Raw genomic sequence first — 21,819 nt, 5'->3', positions numbered from 1 at the left:
CTGACAATGAAAAATTCCCGGAGAACCTAGCGCCACGACTGCCCCACTGTTATGTTGTTGTGGACATCAAATAAGGCCGCAAGGCTCCCAAACGAAGGATTCAACCGTGACTGATCAGCTGGTGGCGGAACGCAACTGGGCAGGAAACTACAGCTACCAGGCACCGCAGATCGCCCACCCAGACAGCGTGGAGCAACTCCAGGAGCTCGTGGCAGGCGCGCGGCAGATCCGTGCGCTGGGGTCCCGGCATTCGTTCAACGCCATCGCGGACACGGACGGTACCTTGGTGGTGCTGGACCGGCTGGACCCGGGGATCAACGTGGATGCGGCAAATATGACCGTCACGGTGAGTGGTGGCACCCGGTACGGGACTCTCGCGTCGGAACTCCAGCGCCAGGGTTTCGCGCTTCACAACTTGGCATCGCTCCCACACATTTCGGTGGCAGGAGCCGTCGCCACCGCCACGCACGGCTCCGGGGACAGAAACGGCAACCTGGCCACCGCCGTCGCGGGCCTTGAACTTGTCACCGCGGACGGCAACATTCTTACCGCGCACCGCGGCGACGAGGACTTCGACGGCATGGTGGTGGGACTCGGCGCACTGGGCATCGTCACCACGCTGACCTTGGACATCCAGCCAAGCTTCGACGTCGCCCAGAACGTCTTCGAAAACCTCAACTGGGATCTCGTCCTGGAAAACTTCGACCAGATCACTTCGTCCGCCTATAGCGTCAGCCTCTTCACCGATTGGAGCGGAGACACCCTGGGCCAGGCATGGCTCAAGCGGCGCAGCGGTGATCCGGTAGCGGAAATTTCAGATTTCTTCGGCGGCACTCCGGCAAGAGAAGCTCGGCACCCGCTTCCGGGAGTGTCAGGCAGTAACTGCACGCAGCAGCTCGGCATTGCCGGGCCTTGGTCCGACCGGCTGGCTCATTTCAGGATGGAATTCACCCCGAGCCAGGGCGATGAGCTACAAAGCGAATACCTCATCCCCCGTGAGCACGCCGTTGCCGCGCTCCGCACCATGCGCAGGCTTTCCGGCATCGTGACCCCGCTGTTGCTGGTAGCCGAAATCCGCACAATGGCCGCGGACCAGCTCTGGCTGAGTGCCAACTACGGCCGAGACGGCATCGGGTTGCACTTCACCTGGCGCCAGGACCAGCCGGCGGTCGAAGCCATCCTGCCGCTGCTTGAGGCGGAACTCGCCCCGTTCGCCGCGAGGCCGCACTGGGGCAAGCTGTTCGACGCCGGCGCTGCCGACGTCGCGCCCTTGTACCCCCGCTTTGACGACTTCATCGCACTGGCGGACCGCCTGGATCCATCAAGGAAGTTCCGCAACGACTTCCTGGACCGCACGGTGTTTGGTAGCTGATATTGTCGCGATGATGCCCTCCCCCACCCGAACTCCCGCCACCGCCAGCGAGCCCGATCCCTCGCGGCGAAACAATTTGGCCCTGCTGACGTCCCTTGTCCATCACAACGGCGTGCTCAGCCGCGCCCAGCTGACCAAACGCACCGGCCTGAACCGGTCCACTGTAGGGACGCTGATAGGGCAACTCGTGAACCTCGAAGTGGTGTATGAAACGGCGCCGTCGGGTGAATCCCAGGTGGGTAGACCCAGCCCCATTGTCCATCCGCGTCCGTCCATAGCTGCCCTTGCGGTCAATCCGGAGATTGACGCCGTCACCATTGGCCTCGTCGGCCTCGGGGGAAAGGTCCAGAAAAAGATCCGCTTCGACACCGAGCGGATCCCCACGGCCAAAGAGGCCGTGAACATCGCGGCCGCAGTGATTGCCGGAATGCGGTCCGAGCTGGACACTTCCTACCGGGTCATGGGCGTGGGTATCGCAGTGCCCGGCCTGGTCAACCGGGACGACGGCGTGGTGCGGCACGCTCCGCACCTGGGCTGGCGCAACGAGCCGGTAGCCAGCATGCTGAGCGAGGCCACCGGATACCCATGCCACGCTGCCAACGACGCATCGCTGGGCGCTGAAGGCGAACTCCTCTTCGGCGCCGGCGCGGGGCAGAAGAACTTGATCTACCTCAACGGTGGGGCCAGCGGGATCGGCGGCGGAGTCATCGCGGACGGAGCACTGCTCCGCGGAGTATCGGGGTACGCCGGGGAACTCGGGCACACCTTTGTCCGCTCGTCCGGGAGGCCCTGCCACTGTGGGGCCACGGGCTGCCTCGAAACCGAAGTCTCCCAGTCCTCGCTTTTTGAACTCGCCGGGCTGGGCGGTGGCGACGCTAGCCAGCTCGAGCAAGCGCTCCGCGCGAAGAGCAGCGAATCCGTTACCGCAGAAGTGGCGCGCCAGCTTGAGTATCTTGGCATCGCCTTGCGGAATGCCGTCAACACTTTCAACCCGGAAGCGATCGTCCTGGACGGTTTCCTTGGCGTCTTGCACTCACTGTCTCCCGGGACCCTGGACAGCTCGCTCCGGTCCCAGGCCATGGACGGACCGTCCGGCCAGGTGAAGATCTACCAAGCTGCCCTCGGCTCTGATCTCATGATGATCGGAGCCGCGGAACTGGCCTTCACGCAATTCCTCGCGGACCCCGCCGGCGCTTTCCCTATCCCTACTCCTTAGTCAGGCCGACCATGCTGAATCAGGCGCCCTTGCTCAATCAGGAACCCTCCCTTAATTGGGCACCGCCCCACGGCGCACCATCACCCATGGGCGAGCATTTCGAACTCACGGCCAGCATCGGCGGCCGCAGCCAGCGCGTTGTGGTGACGGAAGTCGCCGCCAGCTTGCGGGAGCTCGACGTCGACGGCGTGGCCCTCGTCCAGGACTATCCCGCCGATGCGCAATCGCCGTGGTGCGCAGGCTGGGTCCTGGTTCCGTGGCCCAATCGGGTGGCCGGGGGCACGTGGAGCTGCGACGGCGTTGCCCAGCAATTGGACATCACGGAACCGGAAAACGGGAATGCCTTGCACGGATTGCTGACGCGCACTCCGTACCGGGTCACTTCACGCACCACGGACAGCATCACCCTCGACGCCGGTGTCTCGCCACAGTCGGGATACCTCTTCGAGCTGTCGACGTCGGTCCGCTATCAACTCGTAGTGGACGGGCTGCGCGTCACCCACCGCGTGGAAAATACGGGTCTCCGATCCGCACCGGTCGCGCTTGGGGCACATCCTTTCCTCCGTTTGGGCAGCGTGCCGACCGAAGAACTCACGCTCTACATCAACGCCGATACCCATATCGAGGTGGACGAACGCCTGAACCCGAGCGGAATCACCACGGACGTCAGCGGAACCCGGTACGACTTCCGCACCGGCCAGATGGTGGGTTCCGTTGACCTCGACGATGCCTGGGGCGATGTCCGTCAAGAAGGCGACGGCAGCTCCCTGCACTATCTGGAGGCGCCTGACGGCAGCCAAGTTCAGCTGCTCATGGACGCTTCCTTCGGCTACGTCCAGGCCTTCACCACCACGGATTTCACCACCGACGGCGGCATGGTGACCGCCGTCGCGCTCGAACCGATGACCGCCCCGGCCGACGCCTTCAACAGCGGCCACGGCCTGCGCTGGCTGGAACCCGGCGAGGCTTGGGAAGCTAGCTGGGGCATCCGGTACCTGCTGCCCCGGCGCTCGGGCGGGATCTCCTAAGTTTGTGCTGAAATCTCCGCGGGTACAGTTGGTCGGATGACTACCAAGATTGATCTTGAACGTGCTGCCGATACCCTCCGTGCGTGGGCATTGGATGAAGACCTGAAGCAACGTGTCATGTCCTCACCTACCCTGGCGACGATGGCTTCGCGTGTCGCGAGGAGATACTCGGCCGGGGACACCATCACTGACGCTATCCGGGTAGCCGCAGCCGCGGTGTCCCGCGGCCACGCCGCCAGCATCGAATATGCCGGCGAGAGCGTGCGCAGCGCTGAGCTCGCCCGCTCGGAGGCCGGGGTGTTCCTCGAGTTGGGCTCCGCTCTCGGGACGTCCGGCCTGCCGAGCAGTATCTCCTTTGACCTCTCCCACCTCGGCGCACTCGTGGACCGCGATCTGGCCCTGGACCACGTGCGCCAACTCGCCGCGATAACTGAACCGTTCGGAACGGAGCTGATGATCTCTGCCGAAGGCTCGGAACGGACCGACCTGATCCTGGACCTATATGACGAGCTTGCCGCCGAGATCCCCCACGTCGGCATCACGCTCCAAGCGCGCCTGCATCGCACGTCCGGCGATCTTGAGCGAGTCCTACGCCACCCGGGTACCGTTCGCCTGGTCAAAGGCGCGTTCCTTGAGCCCGAGTCTGTTGCCTATCCCCGCAACAGCGCCGAACTCACTAACGTCTACCTCGATCTGGCGAGCCGGCTCATTCTTTCCGGCCACTCGTTGTCCCTCGCGACCCACGACGACGCGCTCGTCAGGACGCTTATCGCCAGGCACGGGGAGGCGCTGAAGACCGGCACGATCGAATTCGAGATGCTCCTCGGGCTGGGAACTGATCTCCTCGACCAACTGCAGCAGGAAGGATACCGGACGCGCGAGTACGTCATCTTCGGTGGCGAATGGTGGTTGTACGTCCTCAACCGCATCGCCGAGCACCCTGAACGAGCGCTCACGGCCCTCGCCGACCTCAACCTGAGCTGACTCTGGCACTTCCCTGGCGACGCGCAAATAGCTAACCGACACGGAGAAACCCTGACGACACCCGAATTTCGGTCGCGCCACGGAATATCCGTGTCGCCAGGCATCCAGCGCGTCGCAAAGCCTCCGCCGGAACTGCCGTGAAACTACTCCGCCCCCGGCCATCCCGTGTACGACTCCGCAAGGTACGCCCGCGCATGCCGGGAGGAGACCACGGAGTGGAGTTCGCCGAGCTGGCGGGCTCGGCTGAAATCGTCCGAGCCGGGGACGGTGTGCAGCATGGAAGTCATCCAGTAGGAGAAGTGCTGGGCCTTCCAGACGCGTTCCAGGGCGCGGTCGCTGTAGGACTCGAGCAGGGCGCCGGAACCGTTTGAGTAGAAGGACTCCAAACCTTCGAAAAGCACCTTGACATCGTGCAGGGCCAAATTTAGGCCCTTGGCACCGGTCGGGGGGACGGTGTGGGCGGCGTCTCCGGCAAGGAACAGGTTCGCGTGGCGCATGGGAGTGTGGACGAAGCTGCGGAACGGCAAGACCATCTTCTCGAGGACCGGCCCTTCCTTGAGCTCAAAGCCGTTTCCGTTGACGCGCTTGCGGAATTCGGACCAGATGCGCTCGTCGTCCCAGTCGGCTACGTTTTCCTTGGGATCGCACTGGAAGTACATGCGCTGCACGTTCTCCGTGCGCTGGCTGATCAGGGCAAAGCCGCTCTCCGAATTGGCGTAGATCAGTTCGTCCGAGCTGCGCGGAGCCTGGGCGAGGATGCCGAACCAGGCGAACGGGTATTCGTGGAAATACCACTTGCGGTTCGCCTCGGGGATCTGGAAGCGGCAGTGGCTGCGGGATCCGTCGGCACCCACCAGGAAGTCCGCCTGGATCTCGAATTCCTGGCCCTCGGAGTCGGTGAACCAAACTTTCGGCTTGCCTTCGAGGTCGTGGATGGTGGTGTCGGTGACGCTGTACCGGACGTCCCCGCCGTCGTCCTTGCGCCGTGCGGCGAGGTCGAGGAAGACGCCTGTCTGCGGATAAAGCCAGACCGATTCCCCCACGAGTTCCTTGAAATCGATCCGGTGGCTTTCGCCGTTGAAGCGCAGCTCGATGCCGTCGTGCCTGTCGCCGTCGCGCAGTACCCGGTCCGAAACGCCGCTGTCCACGAGCAGATTCACGGAGCCGTGTTCCAGGATGCCCGCACGGACTGTTTCGGCGATCTGCTGATGGCTGCGGACTTCGATGACGGTGGATTCGATCCCCGACTTCGCCAGCAGGTGGGAGAGCATGAGGCCGGCCGGGCCAGCGCCCATGATGGCCACTTGGGTGGTGATGATCTTGCGTGCCATGTGTTCCTCGCTTCATCGCGGAACCGCGGCCGGAGGGCTGCGGCGGGTTCTGCTGATCAGTGTGACCCCCACCGCATGGTCGGCGTTACCCGAATTCCGTTCAACGGAAAATCGCTACGCCTTCTCCGAGCTGGCGTCCGATGCCCCGGGCCGCCGTCTGCAGCGCCGGGACCAGCGCCTGCAGGCGCATCTCAGCAAGCGGGACCACGACGCCGAGCGCAGCCACAGTGCGCCGCCTACCGTCCTTGACCGGTACCGCGATACCCCACGTATCCGGATCCACTACGCCGGCGAGCTGCGCGTAGCCCTGTTGCGCGGTTTCGGCCAAACGGTGACGGACGACGTCGGCAGTCACCTTCCCGGCAGGGTCACTGAACTGCTTGAGGTACTCCGCCTGCTGCTCGCGCGACTGGTTCGCCATCAACGCGAGCCCGGCCGAGGAAATATGGACGGGCATGCGGCCGGCCACGCGGGCGCGGTTGGCCACAGATCCGCGGCGGGACAGCCGTTCCACGAACAACGCCTCCCAACCGTCCAGCACTGCGAGGTTCACGTTCTGGTTCAGGACCTGCTGGATGTCCTCCATGAACGGCACGGCTGCTTGGCGGAGGGCCAGGGTGGGTGAATTACGGTTGACGAGTTCCCACAACCTCAGGCCCAGGCGGACATGTCCACCCGGGGCCAGTTCCAGGAGCCCGTGATCGGCGAGTTGCCGCACCAAACGATGCGCGCTTGTGAGCGGCAAGCCAGCGGTCTCCGCGAGTTCGGAAAGCTGCAGGGAGGTGGAGCCTTCGGGAAAGGCTTCAATGATCCGGACGATGCGATCCACCACGGAATCGCCGGACGCCGAGTTGGCCACGGAGCGCTTCCCACTTTCCTACGGATTCCATTGAATGGTGCCGCGCTCCAGCTTACACGGGGTCCGCAGGAGTGGCGGGCGCACTTTCCACGGGCGTCTCCCGAGCAAGGTTCGCCGCGGGATCCTGTACTTTCCGCCGCGAGATTTCCATGCCAATCGCGTCATAATGCGCCAGCAACTCCGGTCCGCGAAAGGTGGTGGGTTGGTCCAGTAGCCCAAAGGCGAAGTCGCTGGCGGCGAGAAGTTCATCATCGGAAAATTTGTCCAGCGGCTGGAATCCACCGGCATCGATCGAGGCAGCGAACTCGCCAGTGATCTCGACCGGTTTCGGCCCCGCCGCGGCCTCAACGGGAAGGGCGGAAGGCCGATCCATGAATTCCAGTGAAACTCCGGATCTGGTGGAGAGTCCTACTTCGGTGGCGCCGCCGTCGATCGCATTGAGGTCGTTACGGAGTCCCGCCAAGGCCTGCGATTCCACAAGCGCGGCGCGGGCAAAGCTCACTCTGATGTGGGAAATGATGCCCATCCGCCGGATCCGGCGAACGATGTGAACGAGAGCGGGGCGGGAATCCTCGTTGAGGCTCCCCCGCACGTCTATCTCTACTGCATCCGTGGAAACATCGAACTTGACGAGGGCGTGCAATCTGCGGTCCATAGGTACTCCAAAAGAGGGTGTCTATGGCCGACGGCTCAACCTCAAGAAGAGTAGCCTCTGGCACCCTGTTGCACAACCCCACGCGTTGACTCATAAAAAACCTCCGCGTAGCCGCATACGTTGCCTCATGGGAAAAGGTCCGGGAAGGGTGGCCGCGGAGATCCTTGAGGGATGGGATTGACGATGGGTGAACGCAAAGCCGTGACGAAGCACCTGGCCGAGTCCTACCGGGCCGGTGACCGGGCCAGGAAAGGGCGGATCCTGGATGAGCTTGTCGAGCTGACCGGCTGGTACCGGGACCATGCCCGGGCGGTTTTGCGGCATGCGCTCGATCCGCCGCGGCCACGGCCCGTCAGGCCGGGACGCGCCCCGGTGTATGGGGCCGACCTGCAGGACGGTCTCGTGCTGTGCTGGGCGGTGCTGCGGGGCCCTGCGGGCAAGCTGCTGGCCCCGATGCTGCCGGATCTCGTGCCGATGCTGCGGGCAGAGAAGGTCCTGGACATCACCGACGGGCAGGCAGCGATGCTCGCCCGCATGAGTGCGGCGACCATTGACCGGCGGCTGGCCGGTCAGCGGGCGAAGCTCCTGCCGCATGGCCGGTCCCATACCAAGCCCGGATCTTTGCTGAAGTCCCAGATCCCGATCCGCACCTGGGCCCAGTGGGACAACGCTGTGCCGGGTTTCGTCGAGATCGATCTGGTCGGCCACGAGGGCGGCGCCGCGTCCGGGCAGTACTGCTTCACCCTCACGGTCACCGATATCGCTACCGGGTGGACGGTGAACCGGTCCGTGCCGAACAAGGCACAGAAGCACGTCTTCGCGGCCCTGCGGCACGTCCTGGCGGTCTTCCCGTTTCCCGTCATCGGCATCGATTCGGACAACGGCAGTGAGTTCATCAACAACGAACTCTTCGAGTTCTGCCTCGAGCACCGCATCACCTTCACCCGGTCCCGTCCGAGCAACAAGAACGACGGCGCCCACGTCGAACAGAAGAACTGGTCCCGGGTCCGTGAGCTTGTCGGCTACCTGCGCTATGACACCGCCGCGGAACTGGAGCTGCTCAACGAGATCTGGGAGCTGGACCGGATCTTCACCAACTACCTGCTGCCCCAGCAAAAGCTCATCGCCAAGGTCCGCCACGGGGCCAAGGTCAGCAAAACCCACGACCGGGCGGCGACCCCGCACAGGCGCGCCGTAGCAGACCCCGCCGTGGCACGGATGCCCGTGATCCGCATGAACGCCCAATACAAGAAGATCAGGCCGGCCGCGCTCTCACGGCAGATACTGGCCCTCACCGGCCGGCTTGAAGCCATCGCCACCGCCAAACAACCGGCACCGATCAAACCTGTCGTGAACGAACGATGGAACCACACCAGCCGGAGGTTTTCACATGAGGCAACGAATCAACCTTCCCGGAGGTATTGACGTGAGGCAACAGGCCCCACGTTGACTAACGGAAAAGTCCGGACTCAACCCGCACGGTGGTGTCCCTGGCCGTGGTCTGGTTCCTCGAAGTGGGTCAGGGCGCCCGCTGCGTCGACAGAATCCACCAAGGACTTGGCGATATCGCGCAATTTCACGTTGCGATTGCTCGAGGCATCTGTCAGGATCCGGACAGCATCCTCCTGGCTGCAACGGCTCTGTGCCATGACAACTCCCACGGCGATGTCGATGATCGTGCGGGACTCCATCGCCGCCCGGAGGTTCTTGGCACTGTCCGCGTGAAGTGCGAACCTGACGGCAAGGCGCAAGGCCTGCGACACCTCTCTGGTGTATCCCCGGGCACGCTCCGCGGCCCTTTCGTCGAACTTGTAGGGGGCTTCGGAGTACAGGTTGAGCGCAGCCTTCGCCTCTCCCTCGAGGTCGAAAGGCAACGACAGAACCGACCTCAGGCCGAACGACGCAACCGCGTTCGCATAGTCAGGTCCCCAGCGATCCTCCTCAAGGAGATCGGGAACGTGGACTTCCCGCTCCTCTTCGGCGGCCGTCAGGCAGGGACCTTGTGCCAAGGAATACTGGATCTCGTCCACCTCCCGGGCCACATCACTGCTCCACCCAACCGTGACGGCCTTGCGCTCGCGCAGCAGCGTGATCCCACAAAGCGCGTCATCGCCGTCGCCCGCCATCTGGTGGGCAGAAAACCGTGCCAGTTCATTGAGGAAGTCCTCGAAGTCGGCACTTTCCAGGATCAGGTTCTGGATTTGGTCAATGGTGGTCGGGGCGGAATCTGCAGGGAGCATGGCACGTTCTCCAGGTGAATATGCTGATGGGGGCATGTGGAAATAATAAGCCTCCTTACCTAAGGTCCAACACTGTTCGCAACCGTGACCATGCCGTCGGCGTCAATACCACCGCAACGCCGACGGCGGCCCCGATCACCGTCTCCACGATGCGGTCCCGCAGCAAGAGCCCGGGGTCAACCCGGGCGGCCAGCAGCGTGGCGATCAAGGCCAGCGGTGTCACGAAAATCTGTGCAACGAGGTACTGCCTGGCAATAAACATCTCCGCCCCGAACTGGCAGGCCGCGATCACCAGGACCATGGCCCACGGTGCGGGATTAAGCCACAAGATGCCCGCCAGCAGCACCAGGCCGATCACCGTTCCGGCGATTCTCTGGATACCCCGGCGGACACGGTGACGGGTGGAATGTCCCACCAAAGGGACCACGGCCGCCACCATGGCCCAATACGTGTGCCCGAAGCCGAGCCGTTCGCCGGCCAGCGTCGCCAGCGTCCCCGCGAGGCCGGCCGCTACCAGGTAACCGCCGCCTTCCAACCACGCTGCCCGACGCTCGGGAGCCGTGTGCCGGATGGGCGGCGGCCGCTTCCAGGGCGTCCTATGGCTCTTGACCACACGGGCGGACATGCCGATCAGCAGGCACAAGCCCGTGGTCAAGACGGCGACCAGCAACGCCTCCCACAAGGGGGGTTGCGCTGCAATGGAGGCGATCGCGGCGAACGCGAAGATGTGGAAAAGGGAGCCGGCAGGACGCAGGCGCCAAAACGCGGCCACCACAGAACAGGCGCCGGCAACAAAAGTGGTTGCGGCGGTCAGGAACCATGAGTATTCGACGGCCCCGATGCCCCACTGTTGCGCCACGCGGGCGGTCAACGTTCCGAACAAGATGACCAACAGCATGAGGCCGCCGGCACGGAGCTGGCTGCGAAAGCGGAGGCTGTGCGGTTCGTTACGGCCGTAGATGCCGGTGAAGGCACCGAACGATGCGAAAACGGCCAGGTCGAGGCGACCCACCAGGGTCAGCGTAATGAGCGGAACGAACACGCCTGCTGCACAGCGGAGAGCCGGGTGATGGTCCTTGTTGCCGGGACCCATGGTGAACATCTCCGGTACAGCCTTCAAGGGGCAGCTTGCCTTTCGTCGCAGGATCAAACATACGACGGCGGCGCTGGCGTCCGCTTCGAATCTTACGGTGCAGCGGCCCTATTTGCGCATGGCCTCATGGATCTGGAGCGCAAACCAGAGCTGGGCCAAGGTGGAGGTTTCGGTCATGTCGAGACCCGTCAATTCGCTGATTTTCCGGATGCGGTAGATAACGGTTTGACGGTGGGCGAAGAGCGCCGCAGCGGTCTTTTGCCAGGACCTCTGGGTGTCCAGATAGGTCCTCAAAGTCACGATGAGATCGCCTTCCTGGCTCTGTTCGTACGCGAAGATCGGGCCGAGCAGCCGCTGAACCATCGCCGCCCCTTCCTCGAAACTCGTCAGCCCCAACCACGATGGTCCCTCGGCGTAGCGGGCCAAATTCAGGTCGTTACCTTTGGCTGAACCGAGCGCCCACAGCGATTCCTGCAGCGCACGCTGGATGCCGGCGGCAGAGGTGGGCGAGCTGATGCCAATCCTCGCCCCGGGCCCAGCGCAGTGGATCAAGACGTCGTCAGTCACCGCTGCGGACACCGCCACATGCAGTGTGTTGAAACGCCGCAGACAAGCGGCCTTAAAGCCGTGGCGCCACAGTTCGACGTGAACGCTCGCCAGCCGGTCGCCGTCGTCGGACCCTATCGAAACCACCACAAAACTTTGTGCCGGAACGTCAAAAGCCGTGAGCCGGCTCTCCAGCTCCGCGATCCCGAGGCGGCCCTCGACCGCCTGCAGGAGGAATTCGCCCGCCAGGCGATGTTGGCTTTCCAGGGACAGGACCGTCCGGGAGAGTTCCAGCCCCAGCACCGTTGCCGCATGTAGAAGCACGACGGCGTCAGGGTGCGGATCGCTTTTCGGCAGCACCACCAAGAGCGCATTGGGGTGGGTCGGAATGTCCATCATCAACACATGCCGGCCAAGTAGCCGATGCCATTGAAACTTCTTTCCGGCCAAGGGTGTTTGCCCTGTCAGCGGGGCCAATTCCGCCTGCAGGAAGTCCGGCAGCGGCTCGCCGTCCGGATGCCACGGATGAAGGCAGCGCCGGTCCACCACGAAAAGATCCGCATCGAGCTCAGCCGCGAGTCCATGGAGAAGGCCGTGCCAGTGGTCCTCAATTGTTCCCGTGGTGCGAAGCAAGTCATACACCCGGGCGGTCTGACGCAGGCGCCGCGATTCCTCCAACAGGGAAGCCTCGGCCACCGTTCGCGCGATGGCGATGAACGGTAGGGGGTACGGAATGTTGATCAGCGGCAGCGGCAACCGCTCGCAAGCCGCCAGGAACTCCGGCAATAGCTGCGGGGCGTGCATCTTCTCTCCGATGGCCAGCGCACTGGCCCCTGCGCCGACGAGTGCCTCGGCGAGCGCTACTTGGCCTGGGGCGTCGGCTGGGATTGACAGGCCATTGGTCATCATCAGTTCGCCGCCGGTGACCCATTCCCACAGCCTCGGCAAGTCGGAAGTGTGTGCCCACGTGATTCGGCCGTCCTTACCGGCGGACCCCGCCAGAAGAGTGAGTCCCAACTGGGGTTCCGCCAAGAGCTCGGCCACGGTTATCGCCATGAAGATGCGCTCCCAGATCGTTCCGGCCGTTTTTCCCGGCGCTTAGACATTTGTATAAGGGCCTCGGCCATTTGTAGTCAATCTACCGCTATACGCAGTGATGTGCGTCACCAAGAATGGGATTACTTACTTCCCGACAACACTCCGACTCGACATTCCCGCTCAAAGGCGAGCACCCCTCCTCCCAACCCGAAAGCTGCCGGCGTCGCCGCTCGGCAGCACCGCACGAAGGATCCCGGCATGACAACGCATCAGCCCATCGGCCCCGTCGACGCAACAAAAGTCCCCCGGTATGCAGGCCTCGGCACTTTCGCCAGGCTTCCCCAAATCGACCGCGTCCCGGACTACGACATTGCGATCGTCGGAGTACCGTTCGACGGCGGAACGTCCTTCCGGCCCGGCGCCCGTTTCGGTCCTGCCGCGGTCCGCGAAGCCTCCCGGCTTCTGCGTCCCGGGTACCACCCCGAACTGGATGTTGAACCCGTCAACGAAGTCCAGGTTGTGGACGCCGGGGACATCGCCTGCACCCCCTACGACATCACACGGGCCGTCCGCGAAATCGAAGAGCAGGCACTGCCCCTGATCAGTGAGGACAAGAAGCTCATCTCGATCGGTGGCGACCACACCATTGCCCTCCCGATGCTGAGGGCCCTGAACAAAGTCCACGGACCGGTCGCGTTGCTGCACTTCGATGCCCACCTGGATACTTGGGATACCTACTTCGATCAGCCGGTCACACACGGAACCATCTTCCGGCGGGCTTTCGAGGAAGGCCTCCTCGTGGAAGATAGGTCTATGCACGTCGGAATCCGCGGACCTGTTTACGACCGCAACGATTTCCTCCGCGACCATGAATTCGGATTCCAGATCATCCGCTGCTCGGACCTGGACGTCATAGGCGTTCCGGCGGCCATCGCACAGGTCAAGGAGCGGCTCGGCGACACCCCGGTCTACGTCTCCATCGACATCGACGTCCTGGACCCCTCCTACGCGCCGGGCACCGGCACCCCGGAGATGGGCGGGCTCCACTCCCGCGAGCTGCTGGCCCTGCTCCGCGGACTGGACGGCATCAACATCGTCGGCGCCGACGTCGTCGAGGTCAGTCCGGCTTACGACCATGCAGACATCACTTCCGTAGCCGCGGCCACCCTTGTCTTCGATCTCCTCGCGCTGATGGTGAACCGCGGCAAGGCCGAGGCGAACGCTGCCTCCCTCGACGATGCCCGTGAGCTGCAAGCAGCCTCTTGGACCGCGTCATGAACACCGGAAGCAATCCCGCCGCAGTCACCGAAGTGCCTCGGCTCGAAGACAAGACCATTCAGCCCATCCCGTTGAACGAACGCCACGGAAAGGCGCGGGACCTCTTCACCATCTGGTTCGGTTCCAACATCATGATCATGACCATCGTGACCGGCGGACTAGCCACCACGGTGTTCGGGCTCAGCTTTGTGCCTGCCATCGTGGGAATCATCCTCGGAAACGTCATCGGTGGCATCTTCATGGCGCTGCACTCCGCCCAAGGACCGCAACTGGGCGTGGCACAGATGATCCAGACCCGCGGCCAATTCGGCTCCTTCGGGGCGCTACTGATCGTTGTCATCGTGGTGATCATGTACGTCGGATTCTTCGCCGCGAACCTGGTCTTTGGCGGCGAGGCAATGGCCGCAGTCAGCCCGGACATCAGTGTTGACGCAGGCATCATCATCATCGGCGTTGTCAGCGTCGTTGCCACGATTTTCGGCTACCGGCTCATTCACGCCTACGCACGTTTCCTCAGCATCGTGGCCGGTTTGGCATTGCTTCTGGCCTTCGTCTGGATCATGTTCGTCCACGGGCTGCCTGCCACTTTCCTCTACCAGGGAAACTTCAACTGGGTCGGCTTCATGGCCACCGTCTCCGTATCCGCGTTGTGGCAGCTCGCCTACGCTCCGTACGTCTCGGACTACTCCCGCTACATGCCGCAAGGCACCGGCTCGGGCCCGGCATTCTGGGCGTCCTACTCAGGCTGTGTCCTAGGCACGCTCTTCCCGATGTTCCTGGGCGCCTTGGTGGGAACCTTGGCGGTCACGATGGGCGCGGACGCCGGCAACGTCGAAATCGTCGGCAGCATGGGAGCGGTACTCCAGCCATGGACCCTGGCAGTCGTGGGAATCTTCTGCCTCGGCGTTGCAGCGTCGAACGCCATGAATCTCTACTGCGGCGTCCTGTGCAGCCTCACGATTGGGCAGACGTTCAAGCCGAACTGGTTGCCACGCGCCAAGACCCGAAGCGTTGCGGCAATCATCCTCTTTACCCTCGCACTCCTGATCTCGCTGTTCGCCCGCGACAATTTCATCCTCTTTTACACCAACTTCCTCTCCTTCCTGATGTACGTGCTGGTTCCCTGGACGGCCATCAACCTGGTGGACTACTACCTCCTCCGGCACGGCGATTACAGGGTTGAAGACTTCTTCAAGCGCGACGGCGGCGTGTACGGCCGCTTCAACTGGGTAGCGATCGGTTCCTACGTGGCAGGTGCCCTGGTCCAGCTTCCCTTCTCGGCAACGGCGATCTACACCGGGCCCGTCGCAGCGGCAATGGGCGGCGTGGACCTCTCATGGATTGTCGGCCTCGTCGTCGTTGCCCCGCTCTACTACGTCGCGGCACGAGTGTTCCGGAGGAAGACCGAGGCCGCACCGTTCCAAGCCCCCGTACTCGCAAGCGACTTGGTCTAACACACCGCGGACCAGGGCCTGCACTCCCCATAAACTCCCGACGCCGCGACCGGCGCCAGAAAACAAAGGCAAAAATCATGACACTCATTGACACCGAACAGTTCACCGTCCGCCGCGTCAGCGAAGACAACGGCTCCCCTGCGGCCCACGACGTCTCGGCCATCCTGCCCCTGCCTCTGCCTCCCGGCGGGCACTTCATTGGCGGATCGTTTGTTCCGGGCTCTTCCGACCACCTCATCGACGTCGTAGACCCCACCACTGAAGAGGTCATCGCCTCCGTGCAGGCAGGCACCACCGCGGACGTCGACGTTGCGGTTGAAGCAGCCGTGGCGGCCCAGAAATCGTGGGGCGCCACCACGCCGAAGGAACGGTCCGAGGTCCTGAACCTGATCGCCAACATCATTGAAGCCAACCGGGAAGCCTTCGAAATCATCGAATCCGCCAACACCGGTAAACCGCGAACCGTTGCGGAAGACGATGTCTCCAGCACCATTGATACTTTCCGTTTCATGGCCGGAGCTTCCCGCACGCTGACGTCCATGGCCGGTGGCGACTACGCAACCGGACACACCTCGGTGATCCTCAGGGAGCCGGTGGGCGTGGTGGGCGTCATCACCCCGTGGAACTATCCCCTGCTGATGGCTGCCTGGAAGATCGCGCCCATCCTGGCCGCCGGAAACAGCATCGTCCTCAAGCCGTCCGAACAGACACCTCTCTCGACGCTGAAGCTCGCCGAAGTCCTGGCCGGACGCATTCCGGACGGAATCCTCAACGTCGTGACTGGACAGGGGCGAACCGTCGGACAGCGCCTTTCCGAACACCCTGGCATTGCCCTCGTTGCCTTGACGGGGAGCGTTGTCAGCGGACAGGCCGTGGCCGAGACCGCGGCCAAATCGGTCAAGCGCGTCCACCTGGAACTCGGCGGCAAGGCCCCGGTTGTTGTGTTTGCCGACGCCGACCTCCGTGCTGCCGCCGCCGGCGTGCGAAACGCCGGGTACTGGAATGCCGGGCAGGACTGTGGCGCTGCATGCCGCGTACTTGTGCACGAGTCGGTGGCTGCCGAGTTCACCGAACACCTCGTGCGGGAAGTCGGCACGCTGGTGGTGGGGGCTCCCGGCGCAGGGGACGACGTGGAAATCGGTCCCATGATTTCCCGCCCGCACTTCGAACGCGTCAAGGAATCACTGGCCGAGGCAAAAGCCGCGGGCCTGCACATGGCCATCGGAGGTTCTGCCCTCGAGGGACCCGGCTACTTCATCGAACCCACGGTCATCAGCGACGTGCCGGCCGGGGCGCCTATCGCTACCCACGAGATCTTTGGTCCCGTGGTCACGGTCGAGACTTTCACTTCTACCGAAGAAGCCATTACACGGGCAAACGAGAGCCCCTACGGACTGTCTGCCTCGGTATGGACCCGGGATTCAAGCCTCTCACTGGGCGTCCCAAAGCAACTCGATTTCGGTACCGTCTGGGTCAATTCACACTTGGTGTTGGCTTGCGAGGTGCCGTGGGGCGGATTCAAGGGATCCGGATACGGTCGCGACCTCTCGCTCTACGCCTTGGACGACTATTCCCGCACCAAGCACGTCATGATCAACCACGGCGCATGAGCGTTCAGACAAGCATCGGAGCTTAGCAATGACCACCGCGAACCTGCCCGGCACCTCATCACCGGCACGCGCCGCCACTCCGTCCGCACCCTTCGGTACTGACGTCACGTGGACCAACTGGGGCGGGAACCAGAGCGCCACACCTGCCTTCACCGTCCGGCCGAGGACGGAACAAGAAGCGCTCGACGCCGTCCGTTTCGCCATTCGCGAAGGCCTGCCTGTACGGGCGGTCGGCTCGGGGCATTCGTCGTCGCCGCTGGTCCAGACGGGCGGTGTCTTGATGGACATGTCCGCGCTGTCAGCGATCACCGGAACCGACCCCGTCCGGCGTCGTGCCAGGGCACTTGCCGGCACCACCATCAACGCCTTCGGCGATCCGTTGTGGGAGCATGGGCTGGCACTGGGCAACCAAGGCGACATCGACAAGCAGCAGATTGCGGGGGCGCTCTCAACCAGCACCCACGGTTCCGGGAAGGATCTGGGTAGCTTCTCCTCAAGCCTTCGCTGGGTGAAGCTGATCAATGGTTACGGCGAGATCGTCGAAATCGGCGAGGGTCAGCTCCGCGAACTCAGGGCTGCCCAGGTGGCTTTGGGCACCCTCGGAATTTTCCTTGAGGTGGAGTTGGCGGTTGAGGACCGCTACTACCTGCAAGAACAGATCACGTATCCCACGTGGGCGGAAACCAAGGCAACGTGGCAGTCCGACATCGACGGGAACCGGCATTACTCGTTTCTCTGGTGCCCGGAAGAAGGTTCGTGCGAGCTCCTGGACCTCCCGGGCTCGCCAGGCCAAAGCATGGCAAACCGCAGCTACACCAAGCGGTACAACATCGCGCAGCTCCAGGACGAGCGCGAAATTTCGGGTACGGAAGGTGCCCGGCTTGACCGCTCGTACCGCATCTATCCAGGCGGATTCACCACACCTTTCCACGAACTCGAGTACTTCGTGCCGAGCGAGGTTGGACTGTCCGCCGTCGAGGCTGTCCAGGACCTGATCCGCACCAAGCATGCTGACCAGAAATATCCCGTAGAGGTTCGCTGGGTGAAGGCCGATGAGGGCTACATGTCCCAGTTCCAGGGACGCGACACGACGGTCATCACCCTGACCACCGAGCCCGGGACCGACTACTGGCAATTCTTCCGGGATGCCGACGCGGTACTGCAGGAATTCGAGCCACGAGCGCACTGGGGAAAGATCCATTTCATGACCAGGAGCCGCTTGGAACGCCTCTACCCGGAGCTGGACACTTTCATCCAGGTACGTCGCGAGTTCGATCCTCGTGGAATATTCCTCAACGACCACACCCGCGCCTTGCTGGGCTGACCCAGGGAGGCAACGCTCGGTACGCCCGTTTGAAACTTTGGAATGATAGTTTGATCTCTGCTTTAGCCAGATACCCGTACCCACCGGAGGTCATCCCATGCTCAAAGGTTTCAAGGACTTCGTTCTTCGCGGCAACATTATCGAGCTGTCCATCGCGGTCGTCATCGGCACCGCCTTCACAGCCTTGGTCGCAGCGTTCACAACCAACATCATCAACCCGGTCATCGCTGCCGCCGGCGGAGTCAACGCTGAGGGCCTGGGCTTCTCCATCTGGCCGGACAACGCGAAGACCTTCGTCAACTTCGGCGCAGTCATCACCGCGTTTGTGACCTTCCTGATCACGGCTGCCGTGGTGTACTTCATCTTCGTTGCGCCCATGAACAAGATCAACGAGCTGACCAAGCGCCGCGCGTCCATCGAAGAGCCCGAGGACGAGCCGCTGCCGGCTGACACCGCACTGCTGGTCGAAATCCGTGACCTGCTGACCGATCTCGCCGCCGCCAACAAGGAAACCTCCCGCTAAGTCCTTCGCGGTCCGGTTCAGTACCTCCGCCGCGCGCTGAACCGGCCCGCACAGCGTTGTATGAGATCGTGACGCAGGCGCAATCCGCCTGAAACAGGTTTCGGGCACGATTGGTGCCATGAAGCCGAACAAGAGGACTCCCGCTACCGCAGAGCTCTCCTGCGAAGTGTGCGGCCAGATGCCCGAGGCCCCGAAGGCCCGGGTGACGGTGGCCCAAATCGCCGTGATGCTGCCGATCGAACTTCTTGTGCATGCCATCGTGGTTGAAACGCACCTGCCTTACCTGGCCAAGGTGCTCCTCCTGACCGTCACCGCCACAGTGCTGGTGATCTGGGTAGCCGAGCCCTCGGCGGCAAAAGTCCTGCGGCGCTGGATCCATGCCCCGGCCCTCCGCCACCGCCGGAAACTCAACTCTGCCCCGGCGCTTTGGCGGGCGAGGACCGTGCTCCGGGACCAGCCGGGCTCCCTCCAACGGATCACCCAATCGCTGGCACGGGCCGGCATCAACATCCTCAGCATCCATGTCCACCCTGTGGACGGAGCGGTGATGGACGAATTCGTGTTGTCCGCCCCGGGCAACCTCGCCGAGCAGGATCTGCTAATAGCCCTCGACGACGGCGGCGGCCGGGATTCGCACGTGTGGCCCACCACTGCACTCGCCATGGCGGACGGCCAGACCAAGGCCCTGAGCCTGGCTGCCCGGATCGCCGACAACCCGAACGAATTGTCCCTTGCGGTCGCGGAACTTCTCTCGGCGAAAATCGTCACCCACGAACCCGAAGGTCCGGCGGCCGAGGCGGCCTCCGCCGTCGGGCCTTCCACGACGTTCCTGAAGATTCCCACCGCGTGGCACGGTCCGCTCTTGTTTTCCCGGCCCGGTGAGCCATTCACGCCGGCGGAATCGGCCCGCGCCCATCGGCTGGCCGAGCTGGCAGAAATCCTGGCGCACACCCGCAGCGCCGAATCCAAGGACCGGGACTGAGCCCGGGCCTCAACTGGAGGGCGGTGGCGGGATGAACGCCATGGACGTAACGCACGTGGATACTGCGGAGCCACGCGGGGCGCTTAGCTCCGGGTTGCCCAGCGCAGGGATGCCCAGGGCCGAAGCGGTGGCCAGCGCAGGAATGCCCAGCGCCGGGATCGACAGCGCAGGGACGCCGAGCGCCCGCATGTTCAGCGCCGAAGCGGTGGCCACGAGCCGGGAACCCCAGCACTGGGGCCGGGCGATGGCCGTTGCCATCGGCAAACTCGCGGAACAGTTGGCTGTGAAGGATGGGCATGAGGCCTTGATGGGCCGGGAACTACGGCTTCGCATCACGGAAGATCCCGGGGGAGTACGCATCGCAATGTGGTGTTTGCCGGAGGAGTAGCCGCCCCGATCAGTAGGCCTCACGACACCCTGAATGCCTCTTGACACGGGGAATGCCTGGCGCCACGGGTATTCCGGCCTCGCCAGGTGGGCGGAGCGTCGCCAGGTGGACAGCCTGTCGTGGGGAAGATACCGCGTCGCCAAGCCAACACCCCGCCCCGCCCGCGCCCCCGCCCGCGCCCTCCCCCACTCCCGGTATCCCACCACACACGTCCACCTGCCGCAGCGTCGCGCCGGTATCCCACCGCCAACCTCCGCGCCCAAGCAACCCCACAAAATCAAGAAACTTCGTCACCCAGTCACATTTCGTTTCCTGACTTTGTATACCAAAACCCTTGACAGTGCGCCGGGTCACATCTAACTTTGATTTTGGGATCCCAAAACGGGATCCCAAAACGGACTCAATGTACCGGCAGCGTCCCTCCTCCCAGAAAGAGGATCGGGCCGCTACAGCTGCCGCCGGCGCGGGTCCAGCTGCCGCGGCAACCCGCCAGCTCAAAAATTCAAGACTTCCCGCTCCTCAAACTCCCCTGAAGGAGAAACTGTGTCTCTCCCCAACACCGAAACAGTGGCCCCGGCCGCAGAAGAAAAAACCGGCCAGGACGGCGTGCAGCGACGCACGAGTGTCCGTTGGAGGCTCTTCGTCCTGCTGCTGATCCTGGTAGCCGTCAACTACATCGACCGCGGCTCGATCTCCGTGGCCCTCCCCATCATCCAGAAGGAATTCAACCTCGCACCGGAGCTCATCGGGCTCCTGCTTTCGGCATTCTTCTGGACCTATGCCCTCATGCAGATCCCGGTCGGCTTGCTGATCGACAAGTTCGGTCCCCGCAAGGTGGTCACGGCCTCGTGCATTGGCTGGGGCGCCGCAACGGCAGCGTCCGGCCTGGCCGGCGGCTTCCTGAGCATGTTCATTGCTCGCCTGGGTATCGGCGTCGCTGAGGCAGGCGTCATGCCGGCCGGTGGCAAGCTCAACGCCATCTGGATGCACAAAAAGGAACGTGGCCGCGGCGCCACGATCCTTGACGCAGGCGCCCCGCTCGGCGCTGGCCTGGGCGGCATCTTGATCACCTGGCTCATCGCCTCCACGGGCAGCTGGCGCTACTCGTTCATCATCGCCGGTGCCGCCACGGTCCTCATGGGCCTGGCCGTCTGGTGGTACGTCCGCGACAATCCCCGCAACCACAAGGGCGTCAACGGCGCCGAGGCCGACTACATCGAGACCTCCCACGCCGAGGAAGACGCCGAGGCCAAGAAGGACGGCGTCAAGGGCAAGCGTGCACTCCTCCCCTACCTGAAGTTCCGCTCCTTCTGGGCCATGTGCTTCGGCTGGCTTGGCTTCAACGGCGTGTTCTACGGCCTGCTGACGTGGGGCCCGCTGTACCTGGCCCAGGCCAAGGGCTTCAACCTGAACACCATCGGTTGGTCCACCTTCGTGATCTTCGGCGCCGGCTTTGTCGGCGAAATCCTGGGCGGCACCATCGCGGACAAATGGCGTGCAGCGGGCGCCTCCGCAAACAAGGTCATGCGCACTCTGTTGGGCACCTCCAGCGTTGTGGTGATTGGCGGCCTGGTTGGCGTCACTGTCGTGGCGGACCCGACGACGGCGGTTGTCCTGCTGTCCGTGGTCATGTTCTTCCTCCGCTGGGTTGGCCTCTTCTGGAGCATCCCCGCCATTCTGGGCGGCCGCACCAACTCGGGCGTCCTGGGCGGCGCCATGAATTTCAGCGGCAACATCTCCGGCTTTGTCACCCCGATTGTGGTAGGCCTGATTGTCGGGGCCACGGGCTCCTACACCTGGGCCCTCCTGTACTTTGTCGGCTCCGCGATCATTATGGGCGTCTCCGTGCTGACGTTGGATTACGGCAAACGACTCCCGGTCTAACTCGCCTGACCGGT

At 63.6% G+C, this 21,819-nt stretch carries 19 protein-coding genes; 13 read left to right on the top strand and 6 right to left on the bottom strand.

Annotation, left to right across the window (positions count from 1 at the left end; translation table 11 throughout):
- The first annotated feature begins 106 nt into the window (after positions 1 to 106).
- The 4 genes from AC1DLO_RS07370 to AC1DLO_RS07355 are packed head-to-tail and all read left to right on the top strand — an operon-like array spanning position 107 to position 4,600.
- The gene (locus AC1DLO_RS07370; protein WP_476889000.1) at positions 107 to 1,372 is read left to right on the top strand and encodes an FAD-binding protein; all 1,266 of its coding nucleotides are present in this window, start codon (positions 107 to 109) and stop codon (positions 1,370 to 1,372) included.
- A gap of 10 nt (positions 1,373 to 1,382) precedes the next feature.
- Positions 1,383 to 2,588, top strand: coding sequence for an ROK family protein (locus AC1DLO_RS07365; RefSeq protein WP_476914440.1), 1,206 nt, complete (start codon positions 1,383 to 1,385; stop codon positions 2,586 to 2,588).
- Between the two features lie 11 nt (positions 2,589 to 2,599).
- Positions 2,600 to 3,616 carry an aldose 1-epimerase family protein gene (locus AC1DLO_RS07360; protein WP_476888998.1) on the top strand — a complete coding sequence of 339 codons (1,017 nt, stop codon included), beginning with the start codon at positions 2,600 to 2,602 and terminating at the stop codon, positions 3,614 to 3,616.
- A gap of 36 nt (positions 3,617 to 3,652) precedes the next feature.
- Positions 3,653 to 4,600: a proline dehydrogenase family protein gene (locus tag AC1DLO_RS07355; protein ID WP_476888997.1), complete on the top strand. Its 948-nt coding sequence runs from the start codon at positions 3,653 to 3,655 to the stop codon at positions 4,598 to 4,600.
- A 143-nt stretch (positions 4,601 to 4,743) separates the two neighbouring features.
- On the opposite strand, the gene AC1DLO_RS07350 is transcribed toward AC1DLO_RS07355, so the two are convergent.
- The 3 genes from AC1DLO_RS07350 to AC1DLO_RS07340 all read right to left on the bottom strand — a co-directional run bounded on the left by AC1DLO_RS07350 (position 4,744) and on the right by AC1DLO_RS07340 (position 7,445).
- Positions 4,744 to 5,931: a 4-hydroxybenzoate 3-monooxygenase gene (locus AC1DLO_RS07350; protein ID WP_476888996.1), complete on the bottom strand. Its 1,188-nt coding sequence runs from the start codon at positions 5,929 to 5,931 to the stop codon at positions 4,744 to 4,746.
- Between the two features lie 100 nt (positions 5,932 to 6,031).
- Positions 6,032 to 6,790, bottom strand: coding sequence for an IclR family transcriptional regulator (locus tag AC1DLO_RS07345; RefSeq protein ID WP_476888995.1), 759 nt, complete (start codon positions 6,788 to 6,790; stop codon positions 6,032 to 6,034).
- 52 nt (positions 6,791 to 6,842) lie between these two features.
- The gene (locus tag AC1DLO_RS07340; protein ID WP_476888994.1) at positions 6,843 to 7,445 is read right to left on the bottom strand and encodes a hypothetical protein; all 603 of its coding nucleotides are present in this window, start codon (positions 7,443 to 7,445) and stop codon (positions 6,843 to 6,845) included.
- Between the two features lie 183 nt (positions 7,446 to 7,628).
- Here AC1DLO_RS07340 and AC1DLO_RS07335 point away from each other — a divergent pair, with 183 nt between their 5' ends.
- Positions 7,629 to 8,870 carry an integrase catalytic domain-containing protein gene (locus tag AC1DLO_RS07335; RefSeq protein ID WP_476888993.1) on the top strand — a complete coding sequence of 414 codons (1,242 nt, stop codon included), beginning with the start codon at positions 7,629 to 7,631 and terminating at the stop codon, positions 8,868 to 8,870.
- A 44-nt stretch (positions 8,871 to 8,914) separates the two neighbouring features.
- On the opposite strand, the gene AC1DLO_RS07330 is transcribed toward AC1DLO_RS07335, so the two are convergent.
- The 3 genes from AC1DLO_RS07330 to AC1DLO_RS07320 all read right to left on the bottom strand — a co-directional run bounded on the left by AC1DLO_RS07330 (position 8,915) and on the right by AC1DLO_RS07320 (position 12,380).
- On the bottom strand, positions 8,915 to 9,685 hold the full coding sequence (locus tag AC1DLO_RS07330) for a GAF and ANTAR domain-containing protein (protein ID WP_476889081.1): 771 nt from the start codon (positions 9,683 to 9,685) through the stop codon (positions 8,915 to 8,917).
- A gap of 55 nt (positions 9,686 to 9,740) precedes the next feature.
- On the bottom strand, positions 9,741 to 10,805 hold the full coding sequence (locus tag AC1DLO_RS07325) for an FUSC family protein (protein ID WP_476888992.1): 1,065 nt from the start codon (positions 10,803 to 10,805) through the stop codon (positions 9,741 to 9,743).
- 81 nt (positions 10,806 to 10,886) lie between these two features.
- A complete protein-coding gene (locus AC1DLO_RS07320) occupies positions 10,887 to 12,380 on the bottom strand; it encodes a PucR family transcriptional regulator (RefSeq protein ID WP_476888991.1) in 1,494 nt (497 codons plus the stop codon).
- Between the two features lie 240 nt (positions 12,381 to 12,620).
- Here AC1DLO_RS07320 and speB point away from each other — a divergent pair, with 240 nt between their 5' ends.
- The 8 genes from speB (at position 12,621) to AC1DLO_RS07280 (ending at position 21,805) form a co-directional block, all read left to right on the top strand.
- Positions 12,621 to 13,640, top strand: a complete 1,020-nt coding sequence (gene speB / locus AC1DLO_RS07315; RefSeq protein WP_476888990.1) for an agmatinase — start codon at positions 12,621 to 12,623, stop codon at positions 13,638 to 13,640.
- Entirely contained in the window at positions 13,637 to 15,094 is a 1,458-nt protein-coding gene (locus AC1DLO_RS07310) for a purine-cytosine permease family protein (protein ID WP_476888989.1), read from the top strand. The genes speB and AC1DLO_RS07310 overlap by 4 nt, the downstream gene beginning before the upstream one ends.
- Positions 15,095 to 15,171: 77 nt before the next feature.
- Entirely contained in the window at positions 15,172 to 16,704 is a 1,533-nt protein-coding gene (locus AC1DLO_RS07305; RefSeq protein ID WP_476888988.1) for an aldehyde dehydrogenase family protein, read from the top strand.
- A 28-nt stretch (positions 16,705 to 16,732) separates the two neighbouring features.
- Positions 16,733 to 18,028 (top strand): D-arabinono-1,4-lactone oxidase, encoded by a 1,296-nt coding sequence (locus AC1DLO_RS07300; RefSeq protein ID WP_476888987.1) that lies wholly within the window; start codon positions 16,733 to 16,735, stop codon positions 18,026 to 18,028.
- 97 nt (positions 18,029 to 18,125) lie between these two features.
- The gene (gene mscL / locus AC1DLO_RS07295; RefSeq protein WP_476888986.1) at positions 18,126 to 18,551 is read left to right on the top strand and encodes a large conductance mechanosensitive channel protein MscL; all 426 of its coding nucleotides are present in this window, start codon (positions 18,126 to 18,128) and stop codon (positions 18,549 to 18,551) included.
- A gap of 118 nt (positions 18,552 to 18,669) precedes the next feature.
- Positions 18,670 to 19,533 carry an ACT domain-containing protein gene (locus tag AC1DLO_RS07290; protein ID WP_476888985.1) on the top strand — a complete coding sequence of 288 codons (864 nt, stop codon included), beginning with the start codon at positions 18,670 to 18,672 and terminating at the stop codon, positions 19,531 to 19,533.
- Between the two features lie 40 nt (positions 19,534 to 19,573).
- Positions 19,574 to 19,921: a hypothetical protein gene (locus AC1DLO_RS07285; RefSeq protein WP_476888984.1), complete on the top strand. Its 348-nt coding sequence runs from the start codon at positions 19,574 to 19,576 to the stop codon at positions 19,919 to 19,921.
- Between the two features lie 543 nt (positions 19,922 to 20,464).
- Entirely contained in the window at positions 20,465 to 21,805 is a 1,341-nt protein-coding gene (locus AC1DLO_RS07280) for an MFS transporter (protein ID WP_476888983.1), read from the top strand.
- The last annotated feature ends 14 nt before the right edge of the window (positions 21,806 to 21,819 follow it).

This window comes from Arthrobacter sp. 01T419 (assembly GCF_056398865.1).
Note: the sequence above shows the minus strand (reverse complement) of the source record. Positions and strands in the feature narration are given on the sequence as shown.

Bases quoted from the DNA above. Each gene is read 5' to 3' on its own strand.
- AC1DLO_RS07355 (WP_476888997.1), top strand. From the start codon at position 3,653: ATGACTACCAAGATTGATCTTGAACGTGCTGCCGATACCCTCCGTGCG.
- AC1DLO_RS07310 (WP_476888989.1), top strand. From the start codon at position 13,637: ATGAACACCGGAAGCAATCCCGCCGCAGTCACCGAAGTGCCTCGGCTC.
- AC1DLO_RS07350 (WP_476888996.1), bottom strand. From the start codon at position 5,931: ATGGCACGCAAGATCATCACCACCCAAGTGGCCATCATGGGCGCTGGC.
- AC1DLO_RS07340 (WP_476888994.1), bottom strand. From the start codon at position 7,445: ATGGACCGCAGATTGCACGCCCTCGTCAAGTTCGATGTTTCCACGGAT.
- AC1DLO_RS07365 (WP_476914440.1), top strand. From the start codon at position 1,383: ATGATGCCCTCCCCCACCCGAACTCCCGCCACCGCCAGCGAGCCCGAT.
- AC1DLO_RS07290 (WP_476888985.1), top strand. From the start codon at position 18,670: ATGAAGCCGAACAAGAGGACTCCCGCTACCGCAGAGCTCTCCTGCGAA.
- AC1DLO_RS07285 (WP_476888984.1), top strand. From the start codon at position 19,574: ATGGACGTAACGCACGTGGATACTGCGGAGCCACGCGGGGCGCTTAGC.
- speB (WP_476888990.1), top strand. From the start codon at position 12,621: ATGACAACGCATCAGCCCATCGGCCCCGTCGACGCAACAAAAGTCCCC.
- AC1DLO_RS07330 (WP_476889081.1), bottom strand. From the start codon at position 9,685: ATGCTCCCTGCAGATTCCGCCCCGACCACCATTGACCAAATCCAGAAC.
- AC1DLO_RS07320 (WP_476888991.1), bottom strand. From the start codon at position 12,380: ATGGCGATAACCGTGGCCGAGCTCTTGGCGGAACCCCAGTTGGGACTC.
- AC1DLO_RS07300 (WP_476888987.1), top strand. From the start codon at position 16,733: ATGACCACCGCGAACCTGCCCGGCACCTCATCACCGGCACGCGCCGCC.
- AC1DLO_RS07305 (WP_476888988.1), top strand. From the start codon at position 15,172: ATGACACTCATTGACACCGAACAGTTCACCGTCCGCCGCGTCAGCGAA.
- mscL (WP_476888986.1), top strand. From the start codon at position 18,126: ATGCTCAAAGGTTTCAAGGACTTCGTTCTTCGCGGCAACATTATCGAG.
- AC1DLO_RS07335 (WP_476888993.1), top strand. From the start codon at position 7,629: ATGGGTGAACGCAAAGCCGTGACGAAGCACCTGGCCGAGTCCTACCGG.
- AC1DLO_RS07360 (WP_476888998.1), top strand. From the start codon at position 2,600: ATGCTGAATCAGGCGCCCTTGCTCAATCAGGAACCCTCCCTTAATTGG.